12 protein-coding genes are annotated in these 17,508 nt (G+C 47.2%); all 12 read right to left on the bottom strand.

Features of this window, described 5'->3' with window-relative positions:
• Window position 1: 1 nt before the first annotated feature.
• The 12 genes from mce to K9W43_05740 all read right to left on the bottom strand — a co-directional run bounded on the left by mce (window position 2) and on the right by K9W43_05740 (window position 17,421).
• Window positions 2-409 (bottom strand): methylmalonyl-CoA epimerase, encoded by a 408-nt coding sequence (gene mce, locus K9W43_05795; GenBank protein MCF2136740.1) that lies wholly within the window; start codon window positions 407-409, stop codon window positions 2-4.
• An 11-nt stretch (window positions 410-420) separates the two neighbouring features.
• Window positions 421-2,091, bottom strand: a complete 1,671-nt coding sequence (locus K9W43_05790; GenBank protein MCF2136739.1) for a methylmalonyl-CoA mutase family protein — start codon at window positions 2,089-2,091, stop codon at window positions 421-423.
• A 2-nt stretch (window positions 2,092-2,093) separates the two neighbouring features.
• Window positions 2,094-3,062, bottom strand: a complete 969-nt coding sequence (meaB, locus tag K9W43_05785; protein ID MCF2136738.1) for a methylmalonyl Co-A mutase-associated GTPase MeaB — start codon at window positions 3,060-3,062, stop codon at window positions 2,094-2,096.
• A 27-nt stretch (window positions 3,063-3,089) separates the two neighbouring features.
• On the bottom strand, window positions 3,090-3,491 hold the full coding sequence (locus K9W43_05780; GenBank protein ID MCF2136737.1) for a cobalamin B12-binding domain-containing protein: 402 nt from the start codon (window positions 3,489-3,491) through the stop codon (window positions 3,090-3,092).
• 209 nt (window positions 3,492-3,700) lie between these two features.
• Entirely contained in the window at window positions 3,701-4,663 is a 963-nt protein-coding gene (locus K9W43_05775) for a hypothetical protein (protein ID MCF2136736.1), read from the bottom strand.
• Window positions 4,664-4,789: 126 nt separating this feature from the next.
• Window positions 4,790-5,974 (bottom strand): hypothetical protein, encoded by a 1,185-nt coding sequence (locus K9W43_05770; protein ID MCF2136735.1) that lies wholly within the window; start codon window positions 5,972-5,974, stop codon window positions 4,790-4,792.
• Between the two features lie 450 nt (window positions 5,975-6,424).
• Entirely contained in the window at window positions 6,425-11,131 is a 4,707-nt protein-coding gene (locus K9W43_05765; protein MCF2136734.1) for a right-handed parallel beta-helix repeat-containing protein, read from the bottom strand.
• A gap of 494 nt (window positions 11,132-11,625) precedes the next feature.
• Window positions 11,626-14,130: a right-handed parallel beta-helix repeat-containing protein gene (locus K9W43_05760; GenBank protein ID MCF2136733.1), complete on the bottom strand. Its 2,505-nt coding sequence runs from the start codon at window positions 14,128-14,130 to the stop codon at window positions 11,626-11,628.
• Between the two features lie 269 nt (window positions 14,131-14,399).
• Window positions 14,400-14,852, bottom strand: a complete 453-nt coding sequence (locus K9W43_05755) for a hypothetical protein (protein ID MCF2136732.1) — start codon at window positions 14,850-14,852, stop codon at window positions 14,400-14,402.
• Between the two features lie 86 nt (window positions 14,853-14,938).
• Window positions 14,939-15,703 (bottom strand): HAD family hydrolase, encoded by a 765-nt coding sequence (locus tag K9W43_05750; protein MCF2136731.1) that lies wholly within the window; start codon window positions 15,701-15,703, stop codon window positions 14,939-14,941.
• Window positions 15,704-15,721: 18 nt separating this feature from the next.
• A complete protein-coding gene (locus tag K9W43_05745; GenBank protein ID MCF2136730.1) occupies window positions 15,722-16,492 on the bottom strand; it encodes a hypothetical protein in 771 nt (256 codons plus the stop codon).
• Between the two features lie 14 nt (window positions 16,493-16,506).
• Window positions 16,507-17,421, bottom strand: coding sequence for a hypothetical protein (locus K9W43_05740; GenBank protein MCF2136729.1), 915 nt, complete (start codon window positions 17,419-17,421; stop codon window positions 16,507-16,509).
• Window positions 17,422-17,508: the final 87 nt, after the last annotated feature.

Genomic DNA, 17,508 nt, shown 5'->3' with positions numbered 1-17,508 from the left:
ACTATTGATCTATCTGACAGAGCTCTAGCAAGACACCAGAAGTAGACTTGGGATGAACAAAAGCAATCTTCATCCCGTGGGCACCATTACGAGGCGACTCGTCTATCAGGCGTGAGCCCTTTGCCTTGTGCTCTTGAAGAGCTGACACGATATCATCCACAAGAACAGCAATATGATGAATACCACCACCACGCTTTTCTAGAAAACCGGAGATGGGACTGTCTTCGGAGGTCGGTTCCAAGAGCTCGATACGACTCTCTCCAATCTTGAGGAATGCCACATGGACCTTCTGTTCAGGTACAACTTCATCACCGAGAAATTCAAGTCCGAGAACATCTCGATAGTAAGGCAAGGTTTCGGAGAGGCTCTTTACCGCAATTCCAACATGGTCAATCTTCTCAATCGTCATAAGTTCATCACCTATAGTACATCAGGGGCACGATACTCGCCGAAGACATCACGAAGAACGCCGCAGATCTCTCCTAACGTCGCATAAGCCCGAACGGCATCCAAGATTAACGGCATTAGATTTGCGTCACCCTTTGCACCCTCACGCAACGCCGCAAGTGCAGCATCTACAACGGACCGATCACGTGACTTGCGGACCTTCTGAACGCGCTCCACCTGACGGCGCTCGGCTTCAGGATCAACACGCATGTAATCGAACTTCTGCTCCTCATCTACAGTGAATTTGTTAACACCAACAACAATGCGATCCTTTGCATCGACCAATCGCTGATGCTCATAAGCACTTGCAGTGATCTCTCGTTGAATGAACCCCTTTTCAATAGCGACTGGAGACCCCCCGAGTTCGTCAATCTTTGTAATGTATTCCATAGCCCTGCTCTCAATCTCATTTGTCAGGTGCTCGATGAAATAAGAACCAGCCAGAGGATCAATCGTGTCAGCCACACCAGACTCGTAGGCGATTATCTGCTGTGTCCGGAGAGCGATCTGAACCGAGTCCTCTGTCGGGAGTGAGAGCGCCTCATCACGGGAATTCGTGTGTAGCGACTGGGTCCCGCCAAGAACTGCTTGGAGCGCTTGAAGGGTGACTCGAATAACATTGTTCTCAGGTTGCTGTGCTGTGAGTGTACATCCCGCAGTCTGTGTGTGAAATCGCATTCGACAAGATTTGTCACTCTTGGCACCAAAACGTTCCCTCATGATACGAGCCCATAGGCGCCGCGCCGCCCTAAACTTTGCAATCTCCTCGAAGAAGTCACTATGAGACCCAAAGAAGAATGAGAGGCGTGATGCGAACTTGTCAACATCAAGACCCACATCAAGAGCAGCCTGCACATAGGCGATCCCATTGGCTATTGTAAAGGCGACCTCTTGAACGGCTGTTGATCCAGCCTCCCGGATGTGATAGCCGCTGATCGAGATCGTGTTCCAGAGGGGCATCTTTTCGGAACAGAATTTGAAGATATCAGTAATGAGTCTCATTGAGGGCTGCGGCGGAAAGATGTACGTACCACGTGCCACGTACTCCTTGAGAATATCGTTTTGGATAGTCCCTCGAAGTTTGTCCATTGAAACCCCTTGCTTTTCTGCAACTGCTATATACATGGCCAAGAGTACTGCGGCTGGAGCATTGATAGTCATCGAGGTACTGACCTTGTCAAGGGGAATCGATTGGAACAGTACCTCCATGTCTGCAAGCGAGTCAATAGCGACACCGACCTTTCCCACTTCGCCCTTGGCCAACGGGTCATCGGAGTCATAGCCGATTTGTGTGGGCAGATCAAATGCGACCGAGAGCCCTGTCTGCCCCTGCTCTAGGAGAAATCTAAATCGCTGATTGGTCTCCAGAGCTGTTGCAAAACCGCTGTATTGCCGCATCGTCCAGAAGCGGCCACGGTACATGGTTGGTTGTACGCCACGTGTAAAAGGATACAGACCAGGAAATCCGAGAGATGTCGCATAATTAAGATGTTGCGTGTCAAGGGGGGTGTAGAGGCGCTTAATGGGGATACCCGAGAGCGTAGAGAACTCCTGCTTCCGTTCAGGAAATCTGTTAATAGTCTTAGATACCGTTGTGTCCTCCCACTTCTTTAGAGCGTCACTCAGGTCACCCTTGTCCGACATTATTATTCCTCCTCTCGCGAGTAGCCAGCCAAGAACTCAGCGATCAATCGTTGTGCTACGGTGTAAGGATCATCATCACGTTTGGCAATCTTTCGAATTGCATCATCATACTCTGGACGATCTTGAAGATGCCGGAGGAGTTCTTGTGTGAGCCGATATTCCATCAGTTGCTCTAGTTCTTCACGGCTACGTTGGAGACCCTTTTGCTCAAGCGTGCCACTCTCAATGAGATATTTCATGTGCTCTTCAATCTTATCGACTAACTCGGGAATGCCCTCTCCAGTACGTCCATTTGTAAGAACGACAGGAGGCCGCCACATACCCATATTCTGGTCTAGGTCAAGCATGGCATTGATCTCGACGACCTTCTTATCGGCACCCGGAAGATCTTTTTTGTTCACGACAAATATGTCGGCAATCTCCATGATTCCTGCCTTGATCGCCTGAATGTCGTCACCACTTCCTGGCACATCAGTAACTATGACCGTATGAGCAATATCGATGATCTCGACTTCCGACTGACCAGCACCGACGGTTTCGACAATAATGATATCGCGTCCGGATGCATCTATTGCACGAACGACATCAGAGGTTGCACGAGCGATCCCTCCTAGATGACCACGAGTCCCCATGCTTCGCACGAAGACGCCCTTGTCAAGACTATGTTCCTGCATACGAATTCTGTCGCCAAGCAGGGCACCACCACTGAACGGGCTGGAGGGATCTACTGCCACAATTCCTACAGTCTTGTCGCGCTTACGATATTCACCAGTGATCCGAGTCACCAGAGTGCTCTTTCCCGAACCGGGGGGGCCTGTGATCCCAATGATGTGAGCATGCCCAGTATGTTTGTAAAGAAGACTCAGGGCCTCAGCCGAGTGGGGGTCCTCATTCTCGATCATGGTGATCAGTCGTGCAAGATCGCGTCTCCGTCCTGCAAGCACGCCATCAACTAAGTCTGGTATCGACACTGTGCTGGTCCTCTCTAAAGATAAAGGCTATACTTTGACGTGTTCCTTAATGAAGTCAACAATCTCGTTCAGCGGAGTACCGGGACCGAAGACTTCAGCAATGCCCGCCTTCTTGAGCTCCGGGACATCATCCTCAGGAATAATTCCACCACCGATGACAATGATGTCATCTGCACCCTCTTCACGAAGAAGTTCCATAATTCTTGGGAACAGGGCCATGTGAGCTCCACTGAGAATAGAGAGACCAATGACATCAACGGACTCATCAACAGCGGCTCGAACGATCATCTCTGGGGTCTGCCGTAGACCTGTGTAAATGACTTCCATTCCTGCATCTCGCAGGGCTCGGGCTACGACCTTCGCGCCACGATCATGACCATCCAGACCGGGCTTTGCAACAAGAACTCTAATCTTCCTAGACGAACTCAAGAGTACACCTCAATACGGTGTTTGACTGTTTAAGACCAGTGTGACCGATATAAATACTTGGCCGAAGAAAAGACCTGCGCAAAAAGTCAATGGACAAGATTGTATCCGAACAACTTGTATCATTACGCCATGATTGAGTTCAGATACGATCTCCTCTGATTGATTTGAATCAAGATTGGGTTATTTCACAAAGCCGCCGAATGAATAACTCAGTCCTCAACGAGGTGGACCATGTTCGCTCGACCATCACGAAAACGCCGGACTATTCCCCGTTCTTCAAGTGCTTTGAGGAGAAGACTGGCCTTTGCTTGCGAGACCCCAAGCTCGTCAACGATCATTTTCTGAGGACACGAACCTCCCTTCACCCGAAGGATATCAATGACCTCTTGCTCATCATCAGAAATGCTGACGTATCTGACAGAACGTCTTTTCTTAATACGACGAAAGATCTTGGGAGCAAGGAAGGCACCACCAATGCCGAGGAGAATGCCTATTCCAAGAAACAATGAGGAAGGAAGCACTGGAGAAACTTGTGCAGTAACAAGGGTGTCCGGAATTTCATATTTGACAATGAAAGCCTGTTCTAGGCCAGGTTCCATGGAGGTAATATTCCAGTAAAAGATCAGCGACTCTCCGTCCGTATAGTTCCCGTCCACGGTTGGAAATAGGGGTGCGGCAGAACCACTACTGAGGGAGGCGTGTGGTGGGAGAACTGCAATAAAGGTAAAGTTATGGATAGTTGTCTGTGGTCGAAAATAATAGATCATACTCCTTTGTAAATAGAGGCCATCATCACTCTCAAGCGCCTCTGACTGAATATCGTTAGCCACCGCTTGAATATGAATAGAAACAGAACTATCGGATTCAAGCGAAGACGGTAACGGTATCAACACCTCAGTGTATCGGTCCAATTGATTGAGAGAAGCGCTTGTAGAAAGCCCATCTACGAGGGATGACTGAAGGCTCAGCTTTAGAGAATCTATTCTCAGAGTCAGAACGTCTATGGTGTCTGTTCCAACGTTCCGTACTGTCGCATCAATGAAAAAAGTAGTTGTGCCATTAGGATGGATATACACTTGAATCGTGAGGGGATCGAGGAGAATATCACTATCTGTCGCAGCGTTAACGGGAGAAGACATACTACACATTGCGAGCAGAAGCAGCAAAGCCATCAAGGAAACTCTTACCTTCAAGCACATCACCGAGTCAACATAGAACATTCCATCAAGTTTTCTAAAAGCATTACTAAACAAAAAGGTGGCGGAGTGAGCCTACACTCCGCCTATGGGGGGCTACGACTATCGGCGTCGAATTACGATAGCAGCAACTGCAATGACTGCAAACAGACCAATCCCAATGATGAGAGTGGTATCAAGCAGAGGAGCTTGTGTGGTTGGAGCTGCATCGGGGTAGACACCAATAGATGGGTCATGGAGGAGAGATCCACCATCAAAGTTCGGGTATGCAAGATAGACAGCTAGACCTACGCCTGCGGGAACGTAGGAGGCAGTGACGTTGACAGCTTCGGTCTCTCCACCGGGCCACGTGACTGTTGCCTGATCAACCCAGCTGTAGAAACCTTGGGGGACACCAGTCGTTGCGTCCGTCAGATCGATCTTCTGGACAGCAGTGTTGGTCACATCCTGAAAACGGGTCTCGTTCCCAGGCTTGGAATTCCAATCGATTCCGGAATGACCAACTAGATCACCAGTCCGCTCATGAACCCTGAATCTGTGACGTAGCTGGTTCTGTGCGCCTGTGACTTCGGTCTCACGGAGAAGGGTCTGAAGAGCAACACTTGATGTGTTAGTAGAGAAGGGGAAATTACCAATCTCAATGTCCATCTTGAGCTCAGAGTTGCCCTGAACAAGATAGGTCGCCTTGACACCGTGATCGTCGGTGACATTGCCCTCGTAATCATTGAGGTAGATGTGTGCCCAGATCTGGAGCGTCACATCTGCGAACCTATTGACAGCAGAACTACTATGGACATCAACATCAGGGATTCCGGGAACCATTCCAGCAGAACGGACTCCGCCCTTGACGTACTTCAGCCATACTTCCGTAGTAGTGCCGTTAGACTCGACAGTTCCTGATAGGAGTGTCCAGTCATATGCTGCAAGAGGAGCATAGTAGAGGGTCTCGTTAGACTGGTACGCACCATCACCGTTAGCGTCTTCGAACTCTACAAGTCCAAGATACGCAAGTGAGAATTTGGCGATCGTACCATTCTCATCGGCAGCAAACCAGAACTGAAACATGGGCATCTGGCTGGTCGCCATAATTGTAATAATATCCGTTCTGATGAACATAGTCCCATCAGGTCTCTGCTCCCGTGTTGGGGGCGTGGGGAATTGTGGGTGTGTGGGCATCGTTGTAGGCATAGTTGGATTCTGCTGTGCAGCAACATCGGCAATAAAGGTTGGTTGCAACATCAGTACTGCAAACAGGAGTCCAAGTCCAATTTTCCATCGGTTCTTCATTATTGATCACCGACCCATCATCCAATCAGATTGTATTTAACCAACGTTATAGAATTACATGAGCGGCCCCAGAAGATACTAAATCATCAGAGTCGATTCTCCACAGTAACCATTTATGACCCTTCAAAATGATTTACGCGATGATCATAGATAACGTAGTATGAGAGAGGAAGCAACATGCATTGCGCCCATTTTGAACATGGAATCAGTAAGAGGAACATCAGACTGTACTAGTTCGAAACACGTATTGATCAGTACTGAAAAGGAATCATCCCAAATAATTAAAACTGATCGGGGAAAAGTGCGTAAAACTGCGGAAGTTCTTGAAGGTACTCACGAGGCTAATGCGATTATGCAATCCATGGTACAACACGAGAGTAAAAAAAGCGGGTCTAGAGGCAGTCTTGAATCTCAAGACCACCTTCTAGACTGGTACTTAATGTGAAGCCATCATGGACGCTTTCGCATCATGAAAATTACGATGACGATCACAACAGCACCGATTCCTGCGATACCGATCAAGACTACTAAGCTCAGCCCACCTTGAGTAGACGTTGTTGTGGTTGTAGTAGTGGGGGAGGTAGTGCCCGTTGCCGTTGTGGTTGTAGTAGTAGTGGTTGTGGTTGTTGTGGTGGTTGTGGGAGTAGTACTGTGAGCGAGTACTGTGACAATGACCATGTCACTGTTCAGGTGTCCGGCCTCATCATAGACCACCAATGAGTAGTTGTACACTCCTACACTCAACCCGTCCACACTCACAGTAACAGAACTGCCATCCCAACTTCCCGAGTCCACTACTGTTCCGTTTCTGTATATCTCATAACGTGAGGGATGGGCATCACTGGGTGTCCATGTGATCGAGTGGCCAGTTGTGCCCTCATCATAGGTCACATCATCGGGGTGATCGATCGTCGGGGCTGTCCCATCTACGACTGAAACAAAGACCGTATCAGTCACGTAATTCGCTCCAACATCGTAGACCACGATCGTGTAGTTGTACGTTCCCACACTCAGTCCATCCACGTTCATAGTGATGGGAGTCCCAGTCCAGCTTCCTGAACCTACACGGGTACCATTCCGATATACTTCGTAGCGTGATGGGTGCGCATCACTCGGAGTCCATGTGATCGAGTGACCAGTTGTGCCCTCATCATAGGTCACATCATCGGGGTGGTCGATCGTCGGGGCTGTCCCGTCTTCAACTGTGACAAAGACCGTATCCTGGTTGTGATTCCCAGTTTCATCATAAACCACTAGTGTGTAGTTATACACTCCCAAATTCAAGCCATCTACGTTCACAGTGATAGAACTGCCATCCCAACTTCCTGAGTCCACCACTGTTCCGTTTCTGTAGACGATATAGCTTGAGGGGTGAGCGTCGCTCGGAGTCCATGTGATCGAGTGACCAGTCGTGCCCTCGTCATACTCCACATCTGCGGGATGATCAACTGCCGGTGTGGTTCCATCAACAACAGTGACAAAGACCATGTCACTATTCATATTCCCGGCCTCATCGTAGACCACTAGTGTGTAGTTGTAAACACCTACACTCAGTCCGTCCACGTTCACAGTGATAGAACTGCCATCCCAACTTCCTGAGTCCACCACTGTTCCGTTTCTGTAGACGATATAGCTTGAGGGATGAGCATCGCTCGGAGTCCATGTGATCGAGTGGCCAGTCGTGCCTTCGTCATACTCCACATCCGCAGGGTGGTCGATCGTAGGGGCGGTCCCATCTTCAACTGTGACAAAGACAGTATCTGTCACATGATTGTCCGCAACGTCATATACCACGATCGTGTAGTTGTACGTTCCCGCACTCAACCCGTTCACACTCACAGTGATAGAACTACCATCCCAACTTCCTGAGTCCACTACTGTTCCGTTTCTGTAGACCTCATAACGTGAGGGGTGAGCATCACTCGGAGTCCATGTGATCGAGTGACCAGTCGTACCCTCGTCATACTCTACATCCGCAGGGTGGTCGATCGTAGGGGCGGTCCCATCCACGACTGTGACAAAGACCGTGTCCTGGTTGTGATTTCCACCTACATCATAGACAACAATGGTATAGTTATACACTCCCAGACTCAAGCCATCCACGTTCACAGTGATAGAACTACCATCCCAACTTCCTGAGTCCACTACTGTCCCGTTTCTATAGATCTTGTAGCTTGAGGGATGAGCATCGCTCGGAGCCCATGTGATCGAGTGACCAGTCGTACCCTCGTCATACTCTACATCCGCAGGGTGGTCGATCGTAGGGGCGGTCCCATCCACGACTGTGACAAAGACCGTGTCCTGGTTGTGATTTCCTGCGGCATCATAGACTACGATGGTATAGTTATACACTCCCAGACTCAAGCCATCCACGTTCACAGTGATAGAACTACCATTCCAGTCACCAGACTCTTCAAGTGTCCCATTCCTGTACACTTCGTAGTGTGAGGGATATCTGTCACTCGGGTTCCATGTGATCGCGTTGCCACTTACCCCTTCGTCATACTGGAGATCGGCGGGATGATCAATCGTCGGAGGTGTAGTATCGGTCCACGTCATCGGGTAGTAGTCGATATTGTTACCACTACCGGGGATGTTGTAGGTACCAGTACCAGAATAATCGGACCAATAGTTCCCCACGCTTGTAGAATTCCATTGATTGTCGGGGCCATCGGAGTAGGCATTATTATTTCGATTCCACGCAAAGACGTTGAACCAGAGTGTGTTGTTAGTCGAAGAGCTGTCAATAACAACTCCAACGGAGTTCAGACTGAGAGTGTTGTTTGCCAGTATGTTCCTATATGAGGAAGAAGAAAGAAACACTGCAACACCTTGATTTGAATCGATTGTATTGTTCACGATACTACTATCCGTTGTGGAAACAAATTCCACAGCATCTTCCCCGTTCGAAGTGATCGTGTTGTTCACGACACTACTATCCGTTGTAGAAACAATATGCATACCATCAATATTGTTCGAAGTTATAGTACTGCCAACAATGTTAGTACTCGTTGTAGACGAGATCCACATACCATACGAATTCAGAGATATTGTACTTTCCACAACACTACAGTTCGTTGTGGATGTGAAATACACTCCTTCGTACACGTTTGAACTGATCGTACTGTCTTCAATACTACAATCCGTCGAGTAATAGAAGTATATACCATGCTGCTCATTCGACGAGATTGTGCTGCCCACGATACTACAGCCAGTCGATGAATAGAGATACATGCCGATATCCCCGTTCGAACTGATCGTGCTATTCACGACAGTACTATTCGTCAAGTAATAGAGAAGTGTGCCATATAACGGGTTAGAACTAATCGTGGCATTTACAATATCAATATTCGATGAGTATGAGAAGAGCATGCCATAATGAGCATTAGATGTGGCTATGCTGTTCACTACCGTTATGTTGGAGGAATAACCTATCTCCAAGCCCACTGATGCATCATGGAAATAGCCATTCTCCACACGCATTCCTGTGCAGTTGGCCAAGATCACTTGCCCGTACTGACTCCCATCGATAGTGCCACCAGTCTGATTCCAAAAGTAGCCCAGTGTTTTTCCGTTCACAGTCGTGTCAGAACTAACCGTCTGATGCCAATGAAATATAGAAGATCCGAAAACCAATAGACCATTATTCATAAAGGTGCTATGTGAGATCGTATTATTCGCGGCTGACGAGAAATGGGCACCATCAAAACCACTCGAAGAAATAGTACAATTCACGATGCTACTGTTTGACGTGGAATAGAAATAGACACCATCATGTGCATTCGAAGAGATAATGCTGTCCGCGAGGGTGATATTGGTCGAAAAGCCTAATTCCGTTCCCACTGTTGCATTATGGAAATAGCCATTCTCCACACGCATTCCTGTGCAGTTGGCCAAGATCACTTGCCCGTACTGACTCCCATCGATAGTGCCACCGTTCTGACTCCAAAAGTAACCCAAAATCTTCCCGTTCACCATATTATCAGAACTGATATTGTGGTGCCAGTAACTTGGCTGACTCCCATAAATATAGATTCCATTATTCAAAAACGTGTTCTGCGATAAGTAGCTACCAGTCGAGTACCATAAATATATACCATTATACCCACTCGAGGCAATAGTGCTGTTTACAATACTATTGTTCGTAGTTTGATAAAGGCCTACTCCGTTATTCTCGTTCGGACCAATCGTACTATTGACGATACTACAGTCCGTCGTAGTGTCAAAGTTCACACCATTTTGCGTATTCGAATTGATTGTGCTATTGACGATCGTACAGTCCGTCGAGGAGTCAAAGTTCACACCATTTTGCTGATTTGAATAGGAGGTGGAATTCACAACACTACTCTCAGTTGTGGAATCAAAGAAAATCCCATCATTCCCGTTTGAATAAAATTCACCATTTATGATCCGACTACTCGTTGAGTGAAAGAAAAGCACACCATGGTATGTGTTCGAATATATTGTGCTACCTTCGACACTACAGCCTATGGAATATGAAATAAACACGCCATATTGTGAGTTCGAATTGATTGTGCTATTGACGATACTACTGTTCGTCGAAGAATAGAAGTAGACGCCATCACGCCCATTCGAATTGATTGTGCTATTGACGATACTACTGTTCGTAACCGTATTGAATTCCACACCAACAATAGCATTTGAAGATACCGTAGAATTTACAATAGTACTATTTGATGTGGACTCCAGACGGATACCATAATACTTGTTCTGAACAAGACAACCAGAGATCTTTCCATTGGTCACGTTAAAGAGGTAGATTCCATCACCAGTGGTGTCACCAGAGAGTAGACAACCTCTAATCACAAAATGAACATTTGTATTACTAATGGAGATGCAATTCCCAGATGCTGTGATGTTCAGGCCCTCTATAACATAGGGATTGCCCGTGCTACCATTTCCTGGCCAGCCCTGTGCTGCAAAATCGGCATTCGAGCTGATAGTGATGGGGCTGTGCGAAGTATAGGCCGGAGCATACCTTGGAACAATTCCCGTCCGGGGAAGGGACTCCATAGTATTATCTGTAAATACAGTATTCAAAAGCGCTGGGCTCTGAGCAGGATGAACTGCTGCAGAAACCAAAATTGCAAAAAATACAATCAGAGATATACGCACCAATAACGTATATGCCTTCATATCAACCACTGGGTCCTACCTGTGTGTAAATGCCATATATATATATTACTCTTTTTTTATAAAAATGTGCGGAGTTTCAATAGTATCAGATTGGCCAGTCACCAAAGATTGACATCATAGTGGAAAAGGTCTAGCTAAAATAGGTGAGCAAACTATCGGAAGAGAGTCAAAACAAGATGCGCAATATCAGAAACTTGATAACAATAAGGACTGTTCACAACTGTTTGTCGCTCAAACTGAATAAACACACAATTCATTCAAAGAGGCGCACTAAGTCGGGATAAAATAGTGAATTGCTCGCTAAAATATAATAATATATGTCCCAAGTACAGTAGGAGCAGACTGATCATACCTTGTTACAAATCCCAGTGACTCTCAAAAAGACAGTACAAGTGCTCAATCTTATGAAACAATGTGATATAAAGAAAAAAGCGGGTCTAGAGGCAGTTTTGGATCTCAAGACCACCTTCTAGACTGATACTGATGTAAGACCATTATGTACGCTTGCGCATCAGGAAAATTACAATGACGATCACAACAGCACCGATGCCTGCAATAGCAATGATAACCACTATACTTAGTCCACCCTGATCACCCGGAGTAGGCGTAGTTGTACCGGATGTGGTTGTGGTCGTGGTGGTCGTGGTAGTTGTAGTAGAACTATGGGCAAGTACCGTAACAAAGACTGTGTCGCTGTTCTGGTTTCCAGCAGCATCATAGACTACTACGGTGAAGTTGTACACACCCACATCCAATCCGGTCACGTTCACGGTGATGGAACTGCAGTCCCAAGTTCCGAATCCTACAAGGGTACCATTCCGGTAGACCTCATAGCGTGAGGGATGGGCATCACTCGGACTCCACGTGATTGAGTGACCAACCGTTCCTTCGACATAGCCTACATCTGAGGGATGATCAATGGTCGGTGAAGTTCCATCTTCAACTGTGACGAAGACGATATCACGGGCAAAGTTCCCACCCACATCATAGACGACCACTGTGTAGTTGTATACGCCCATACTCAGGCCATCAACATTCACCATGAGCGTGCCACCAGTCCAGCCTCCTGAAAAGATGAGCGTACCATTCCTATAGATCTCATACCTTAGAGGATGGGCATCACTTGAGTTCCACGTGATCGAGTGAGCCGTTGTTCCTTCAGCATAGGTCACATCTGTAGGATGATCGATGACCGGCGGGGTACCATCCACAACTGTGACGAAGACAGTATCATCATTCTTGTTTCCTGCTGCGTCGAAAACGACAAGCGTGTAGTTGTATCGCCCTATACTCAGACCATCCACGTTTACTGTGATGGAACTGCCATTCCAATTCCCAGATCCTACAAGTGTCCCATTCCGGTAGACGTTGTAGCTTAAGGGATACTTGTCACTTGGGTGCCACGTGATGGAATTACCAGTTGTGCCCTCATTATACTGAAGATCAGCAGGGTGGTCTATCGAGGGAGGCGCACTATCACTCCAGCCCGAGGGATGGTAATCGATGGCACCAGCACTTCCGGAAACATAGTAGACACCAGTTCCGCTATAATCAGACCAATAGTTCCCTACGTTTGTAGCGTTCCAGTGATTGGCAGTACCATTATCTTGGGCGTTGGCATTTTGATTCAATACAAAACTATTGAGCCAAAGAGAGTTGCCTGTTGAATTACGATCAATAATAACACCAACCGAGTTTTGAATAATCGAATTGTTCGTGATACTATTATTCGCGGTGAACCAAAGTCCAATACCATTCTGCTGGTTCGAAGATAACGTGCTGCCAGTTATACTACTGTTCGTTGTGGACTCGAAATAAATCCCGTTTTGCCGGTTCGAGGTAATCGTGGCATTCACGACACTACTATTCATCGCGTATTGAAAGTACACGCCATTTTGCTGGTTCGAGGTGATCGTGGCGTTCATAATACTACTATTCGTCGCATATTGAAAGTACACGCCATTTTGCTGGTTCGACGTTATCGTAACGTTCCGTACTATTGAGTCTGAAGAAAAGCCTAGTTCGATTCCCACTGTTACATTATAGAACCAACCATTCTCCACTCGCATTCCTGTACAGTTGGCCAGAATCACCTGCCCATACTGACGCCCATCTACAGTGGCACCAGTCTGATTCCAGAAGTAACCCAAGGTCTTTCCGTTCACAGTATTGTCAGGACTGATATAGTGATGCCAGTAGGTCACAGAAGTGCCTGAAATATAGAGACCATTATTGAAAAATATATTATGGGTGAGTGTGTTATTAGAGGAGAAATAAAACGTTATACCACCTACACGGTTCGAAGTGATCGTGCTGTTCACAATACTAAAGTGATTTGTATTAAAGAGAAGTGCACCATCCTCCCCGTTCGAAGTAATAGTGCTGCATTCGATACTACAATTCGACGAGCCATAGAAAAGCATTCCATGCCCATTGTTCAAGGTGATCGTGTTGTTTCTCATACTGCTATTCGTTGTATAAATACCACACACACCATAGTTCTTATTCGAAGTAATCGTACAATTTACAATACTACTATTGGTCGTGGTGTAGAAATAGACACCATCATAGTTGCCATGGATTCGACAACCAGTGATCTCTCCGTTGGACACATTATTAAACCGGACTCCAGTTCCACTAATACCACCAGTGAGTAGACAATCTCGAATCATAAAATAGGCATCTGTATTTTTGATGCTAATGCAGGTACCAGAGGTTGTGATGTTTAGATCCTCAATCACATACGGATCACTCGCAGTACCATTACCGGGCCAGGCCTGTGTTGCAAAATCCGCATTCGAAGAAATAGTAATGGAAGTATGCGTGGTATAGGCTGAAGCATACCTTGGAGAGAGCCTGATATCGTGAGAGAATTCAGTGTTGTTCATAGTCACAGTATTTAGAAAAGCTGGACTCTGAGCAGGATGAACGGCCGTAGCTAGAATGACCGCAAAAAAAGCAATCAGAAATCCACATGCAAACGAAGTATATACCTTCAAATGAACCACTCCTAAGCAGCCCGAAAAAAATCCCTCATATATAGGTATCCGCTAAAACGAGCGATGCATGGAAAAAATCGGTCTATTAGGCAATTGTTTGCGACACTGAAACTTACGACAACGGACCAATCACTGAAGATTGATGCCATAATGGGGAGAGAACGATAGGAACAAGTGCCCGTATTAATGAAATAAGATTTCAAAAAATGGCATAGGAAACTTCGTGAACAGAATTAACGACAGAAGTCCACTCAGCGAGAGCAACCAGTTCATTCGTCAAAGAGTTGAGCTGAATCGGGATAGAGCAGAACGAAGATCGCCTGGCTCAATGTCAGGACACCTCGATCGACATACTTCATCATGATGTCAATATTGTCTTGAGAAGAGACACGAGTCAGAACTGCTAGTGCGATATGGCGAGTATACGAGTCTTTCAGCAACGACTCGATGGTATGAACTATGATCGTCTGTCGCGCATCAGGGCCGGACTCTGTCAGCCAGTAGAGAACATTGCATACAGAGTCGGCATCAGCACCGGAAACCTCAGCAACTTTGGAGACCGCCTCAGAAATATTATCAGATGTCGTTCCTTCCTTGATCCCCTTCAACTCACCCTCAATAATCTCAAGCAGGGGTTCAATATCGTCAGGTGATGCACGGATCATATCAACTAGGTCAGTACGTGCTCGGGCAAGCTTGGCAGCCTCATCGTTTCCACTCATAACAGAGTCTCCTGTAATTCTGAGCCAGTATCATGTTTCATATTTGTTACTAATTAAGATTCTTTGTACTAGTCAGGGGCAGTTTTCTACGTCAAATCGGCCAGAAGACCAGAAATTGAGTTGACAATTACTTTCGGTGCCGTATCTTTTCCATATTGGTCCAGAAACCTGTCCAACGGGTCATTGTGCATATTGATCCAGACAGATGCAATTTTTGCATTGTAGGCACCAACAATATCAGCATAGTATTCATCACCGACCATGAGCGCGGACGACTTGTCAACCTCCAGTATCTCAAGGGCATACTCAAACGGTCTGGGGTCGGGTTTGTAAGTATGAACATCACCTCCATCGACCATGACCGTAAAGAACTCATGGACCCCTAGTCGGCGAAGGATGATCTCCGGATGACCCTCAAAGGAGTTGGTGATCACGCCCATCTTGATCCCGTGTGCCTTGAGAGTGGTCAATAGATTGAGGGTTCCCGGGAACAACACAGGCAACTCGAGATGAAGTCGGGAGAACTCATCAGCAACAGCGTCCAAGAGGTCATCAGCAACCTCAAGACCAATGACGCGAAGACCACTGGCAACGGCAGAACGTATGATATGGTAAGGAGTCTTGTAGGGCGCTCCACCCACGACTTCATCGATCTGTTGGAAATATGCTGCTACGAGAGCCTGAAGGTATTGCTGGAACATGACTTCAGAGGTCAGCCCGAGTTTCTGAAACATGTACTTGCTGGCAACAATTGGAAATTGTTTGGTGTCCACAAGCGTACCGTCGAGATCAAAGATGACGGCATCGTAGCTCAGGAGGGGAGAGGATGAGGAGGAGGAGGAAGAGGTCACGAAGATCTAAGCTCCAGTCTACTCGCCTTTTCCAAGATAGACACCGTGCGGGTCAAGCTTGTGCATGATCGTGATCTGCTCTTCTGTCGGTTCTGGCGTCACAGGCACTTTGTCTGGGACTATGAGATCAAACATGACGTTCTCCAAGATGTCTTCGACCGTATAGCCGGGATGAACTGACATTAGACGGATCTTCAGGGTCTCGGGATCAAAGTCCATCTGACACATGTCTGTGATCACCACCTGTGGACCCCCGCCAATGAGGCCCCATTTCTCACGATAACCTGGACCTTCGAGGTGCCCGGGGCTGGTCATGTAGTCGAGCTTTTTCACAAACTTGCGCTTGTCATGAGTCATCATGATGATCAGGCGCTTGGCCGAAGAAGCAATATCGTTGCCGCCACCACTTCCGGGCAGTCGGACCTTTGGCTTCTCAAAGCTGCCGATGTAGCTCGTGTTTAGATTCCCGTACTCATCAATCTGGGCTGCACCCAAGAACCCCACATCAATTCGGCCAGCCTGTAGAATAAAGCCAAGGGTCTCAATGAGACCTATAGCCGCAGAGCAGCCGAAATAATAGCGCGAGTCTGCAACTGAGAGAGGAACATTCTTTGGCCGGGCATCAATGAAGCCCGCCTCGGAGATCAGGTTCGCGTTAGGTGCATGGGTCTCCTTTGCAAGAAGAGCCGCAAGGAGTGGAAGCCCAGTCCCACCAAAGACATTCTCTCCATCATGAACGTGACGTGATGCACATGCCGCTAAGAATTCAATCTTTGTATATTTAACCATACCTTAACACCTCCTCAATAACCCCACGGTCTCCGGGCTCTCAGACTGTGGAGCCGTTCCCAACCGACCATGTTCAAATACCCATAATGATCATCAACACTAAGAATGTACCCGTTGAGATACTCTTCCCAGCCCTCTTCGGTCTTGGTCAGTTTATGAAACATCATCAGATGCTCAAGGTCATAGTCATAGTAATTGTGACACTGCATCGGATGCGCCGCAAAAGGAAGCACAACAATGTGATCAACGTACATAGCAGGGATGTGCGTCCGATCAGGAGCGTGACGTATCTCTTCGGAACCGATGACCTCTTCGGCAAGCACAATCAGTTTCTTCCCGCAGCGTGAACCTTCGATGTCCTCTCCAACAATCCCATCAATCTGGGCATTGCCTTCGGCATCCACTCGTTGGACATGAACGATACTAAAATCGGGTTGGACGGATGGCACCAGACAAACCTTACCACCACCAAAGGGATCTTCAATCACCTTTAACTTCTGATCACCACGATACCGAACCTTTGTGACAAGATCCGTTCCCATGAGACTCCGTAACGGCATGAACGGTACATTTAGCGCGCCTCCAAGAAAACGCATGGCCATTGCAAGGTTGGAATAGTCCTCCATCTCAACCTCACCAGATGCCACTCGTCGGCGTAGATTATTAGCCAACCCAAGAGCTTCGATTGCTACAAATGCGACTTCCAGCCGTTTGGCAACATGAGCACCGACCATTATCTCAATGTCAACTTCGGACCCACAGGTATATATCGTCAGATTGCGTTTCTTTTGGCGAACCAGCTCATGGGCAAATGCAATGGGCGCCCGTTGATAACCAAAACCACCCCAAAAGAGCCCTGATCCGTCAGGAATGAGTTTGGCCGCTTCTTCAAGAGTTATTATTTTATCATGGACCTCAGTTTCGGTCACTTAGTGCACCTCGTCCTGCATGGACATACTCTTTCCAGCCAATATCGCAGCCTACCTTTTATCTTTGACGCGCCATGACCAGTTACA

Source organism: Candidatus Thorarchaeota archaeon, assembly GCA_021498125.1.
Classification (GTDB): Archaea; Asgardarchaeota; Thorarchaeia; order Thorarchaeales; family Thorarchaeaceae; genus B65-G9.
This window is presented reverse-complemented; position numbering and strand designations above follow the sequence as displayed.

Coding starts and splice junctions, on each gene's coding strand:
- K9W43_05745 (MCF2136730.1), bottom strand. CDS start 16,492: ATGGTTAAATATACAAAGATTGAATTCTTAGCGGCATGTGCATCACGT.
- K9W43_05770 (MCF2136735.1), bottom strand. CDS start 5,974: ATGAAGAACCGATGGAAAATTGGACTTGGACTCCTGTTTGCAGTACTG.
- K9W43_05755 (MCF2136732.1), bottom strand. CDS start 14,852: ATGAGTGGAAACGATGAGGCTGCCAAGCTTGCCCGAGCACGTACTGAC.
- K9W43_05790 (MCF2136739.1), bottom strand. CDS start 2,091: ATGTCGGACAAGGGTGACCTGAGTGACGCTCTAAAGAAGTGGGAGGAC.
- mce (MCF2136740.1), bottom strand. CDS start 409: ATGACGATTGAGAAGATTGACCATGTTGGAATTGCGGTAAAGAGCCTC.
- K9W43_05765 (MCF2136734.1), bottom strand. CDS start 11,131: ATGAAGGCATATACGTTATTGGTGCGTATATCTCTGATTGTATTTTTT.
- K9W43_05775 (MCF2136736.1), bottom strand. CDS start 4,663: ATGGCTTTGCTGCTTCTGCTCGCAATGTGTAGTATGTCTTCTCCCGTT.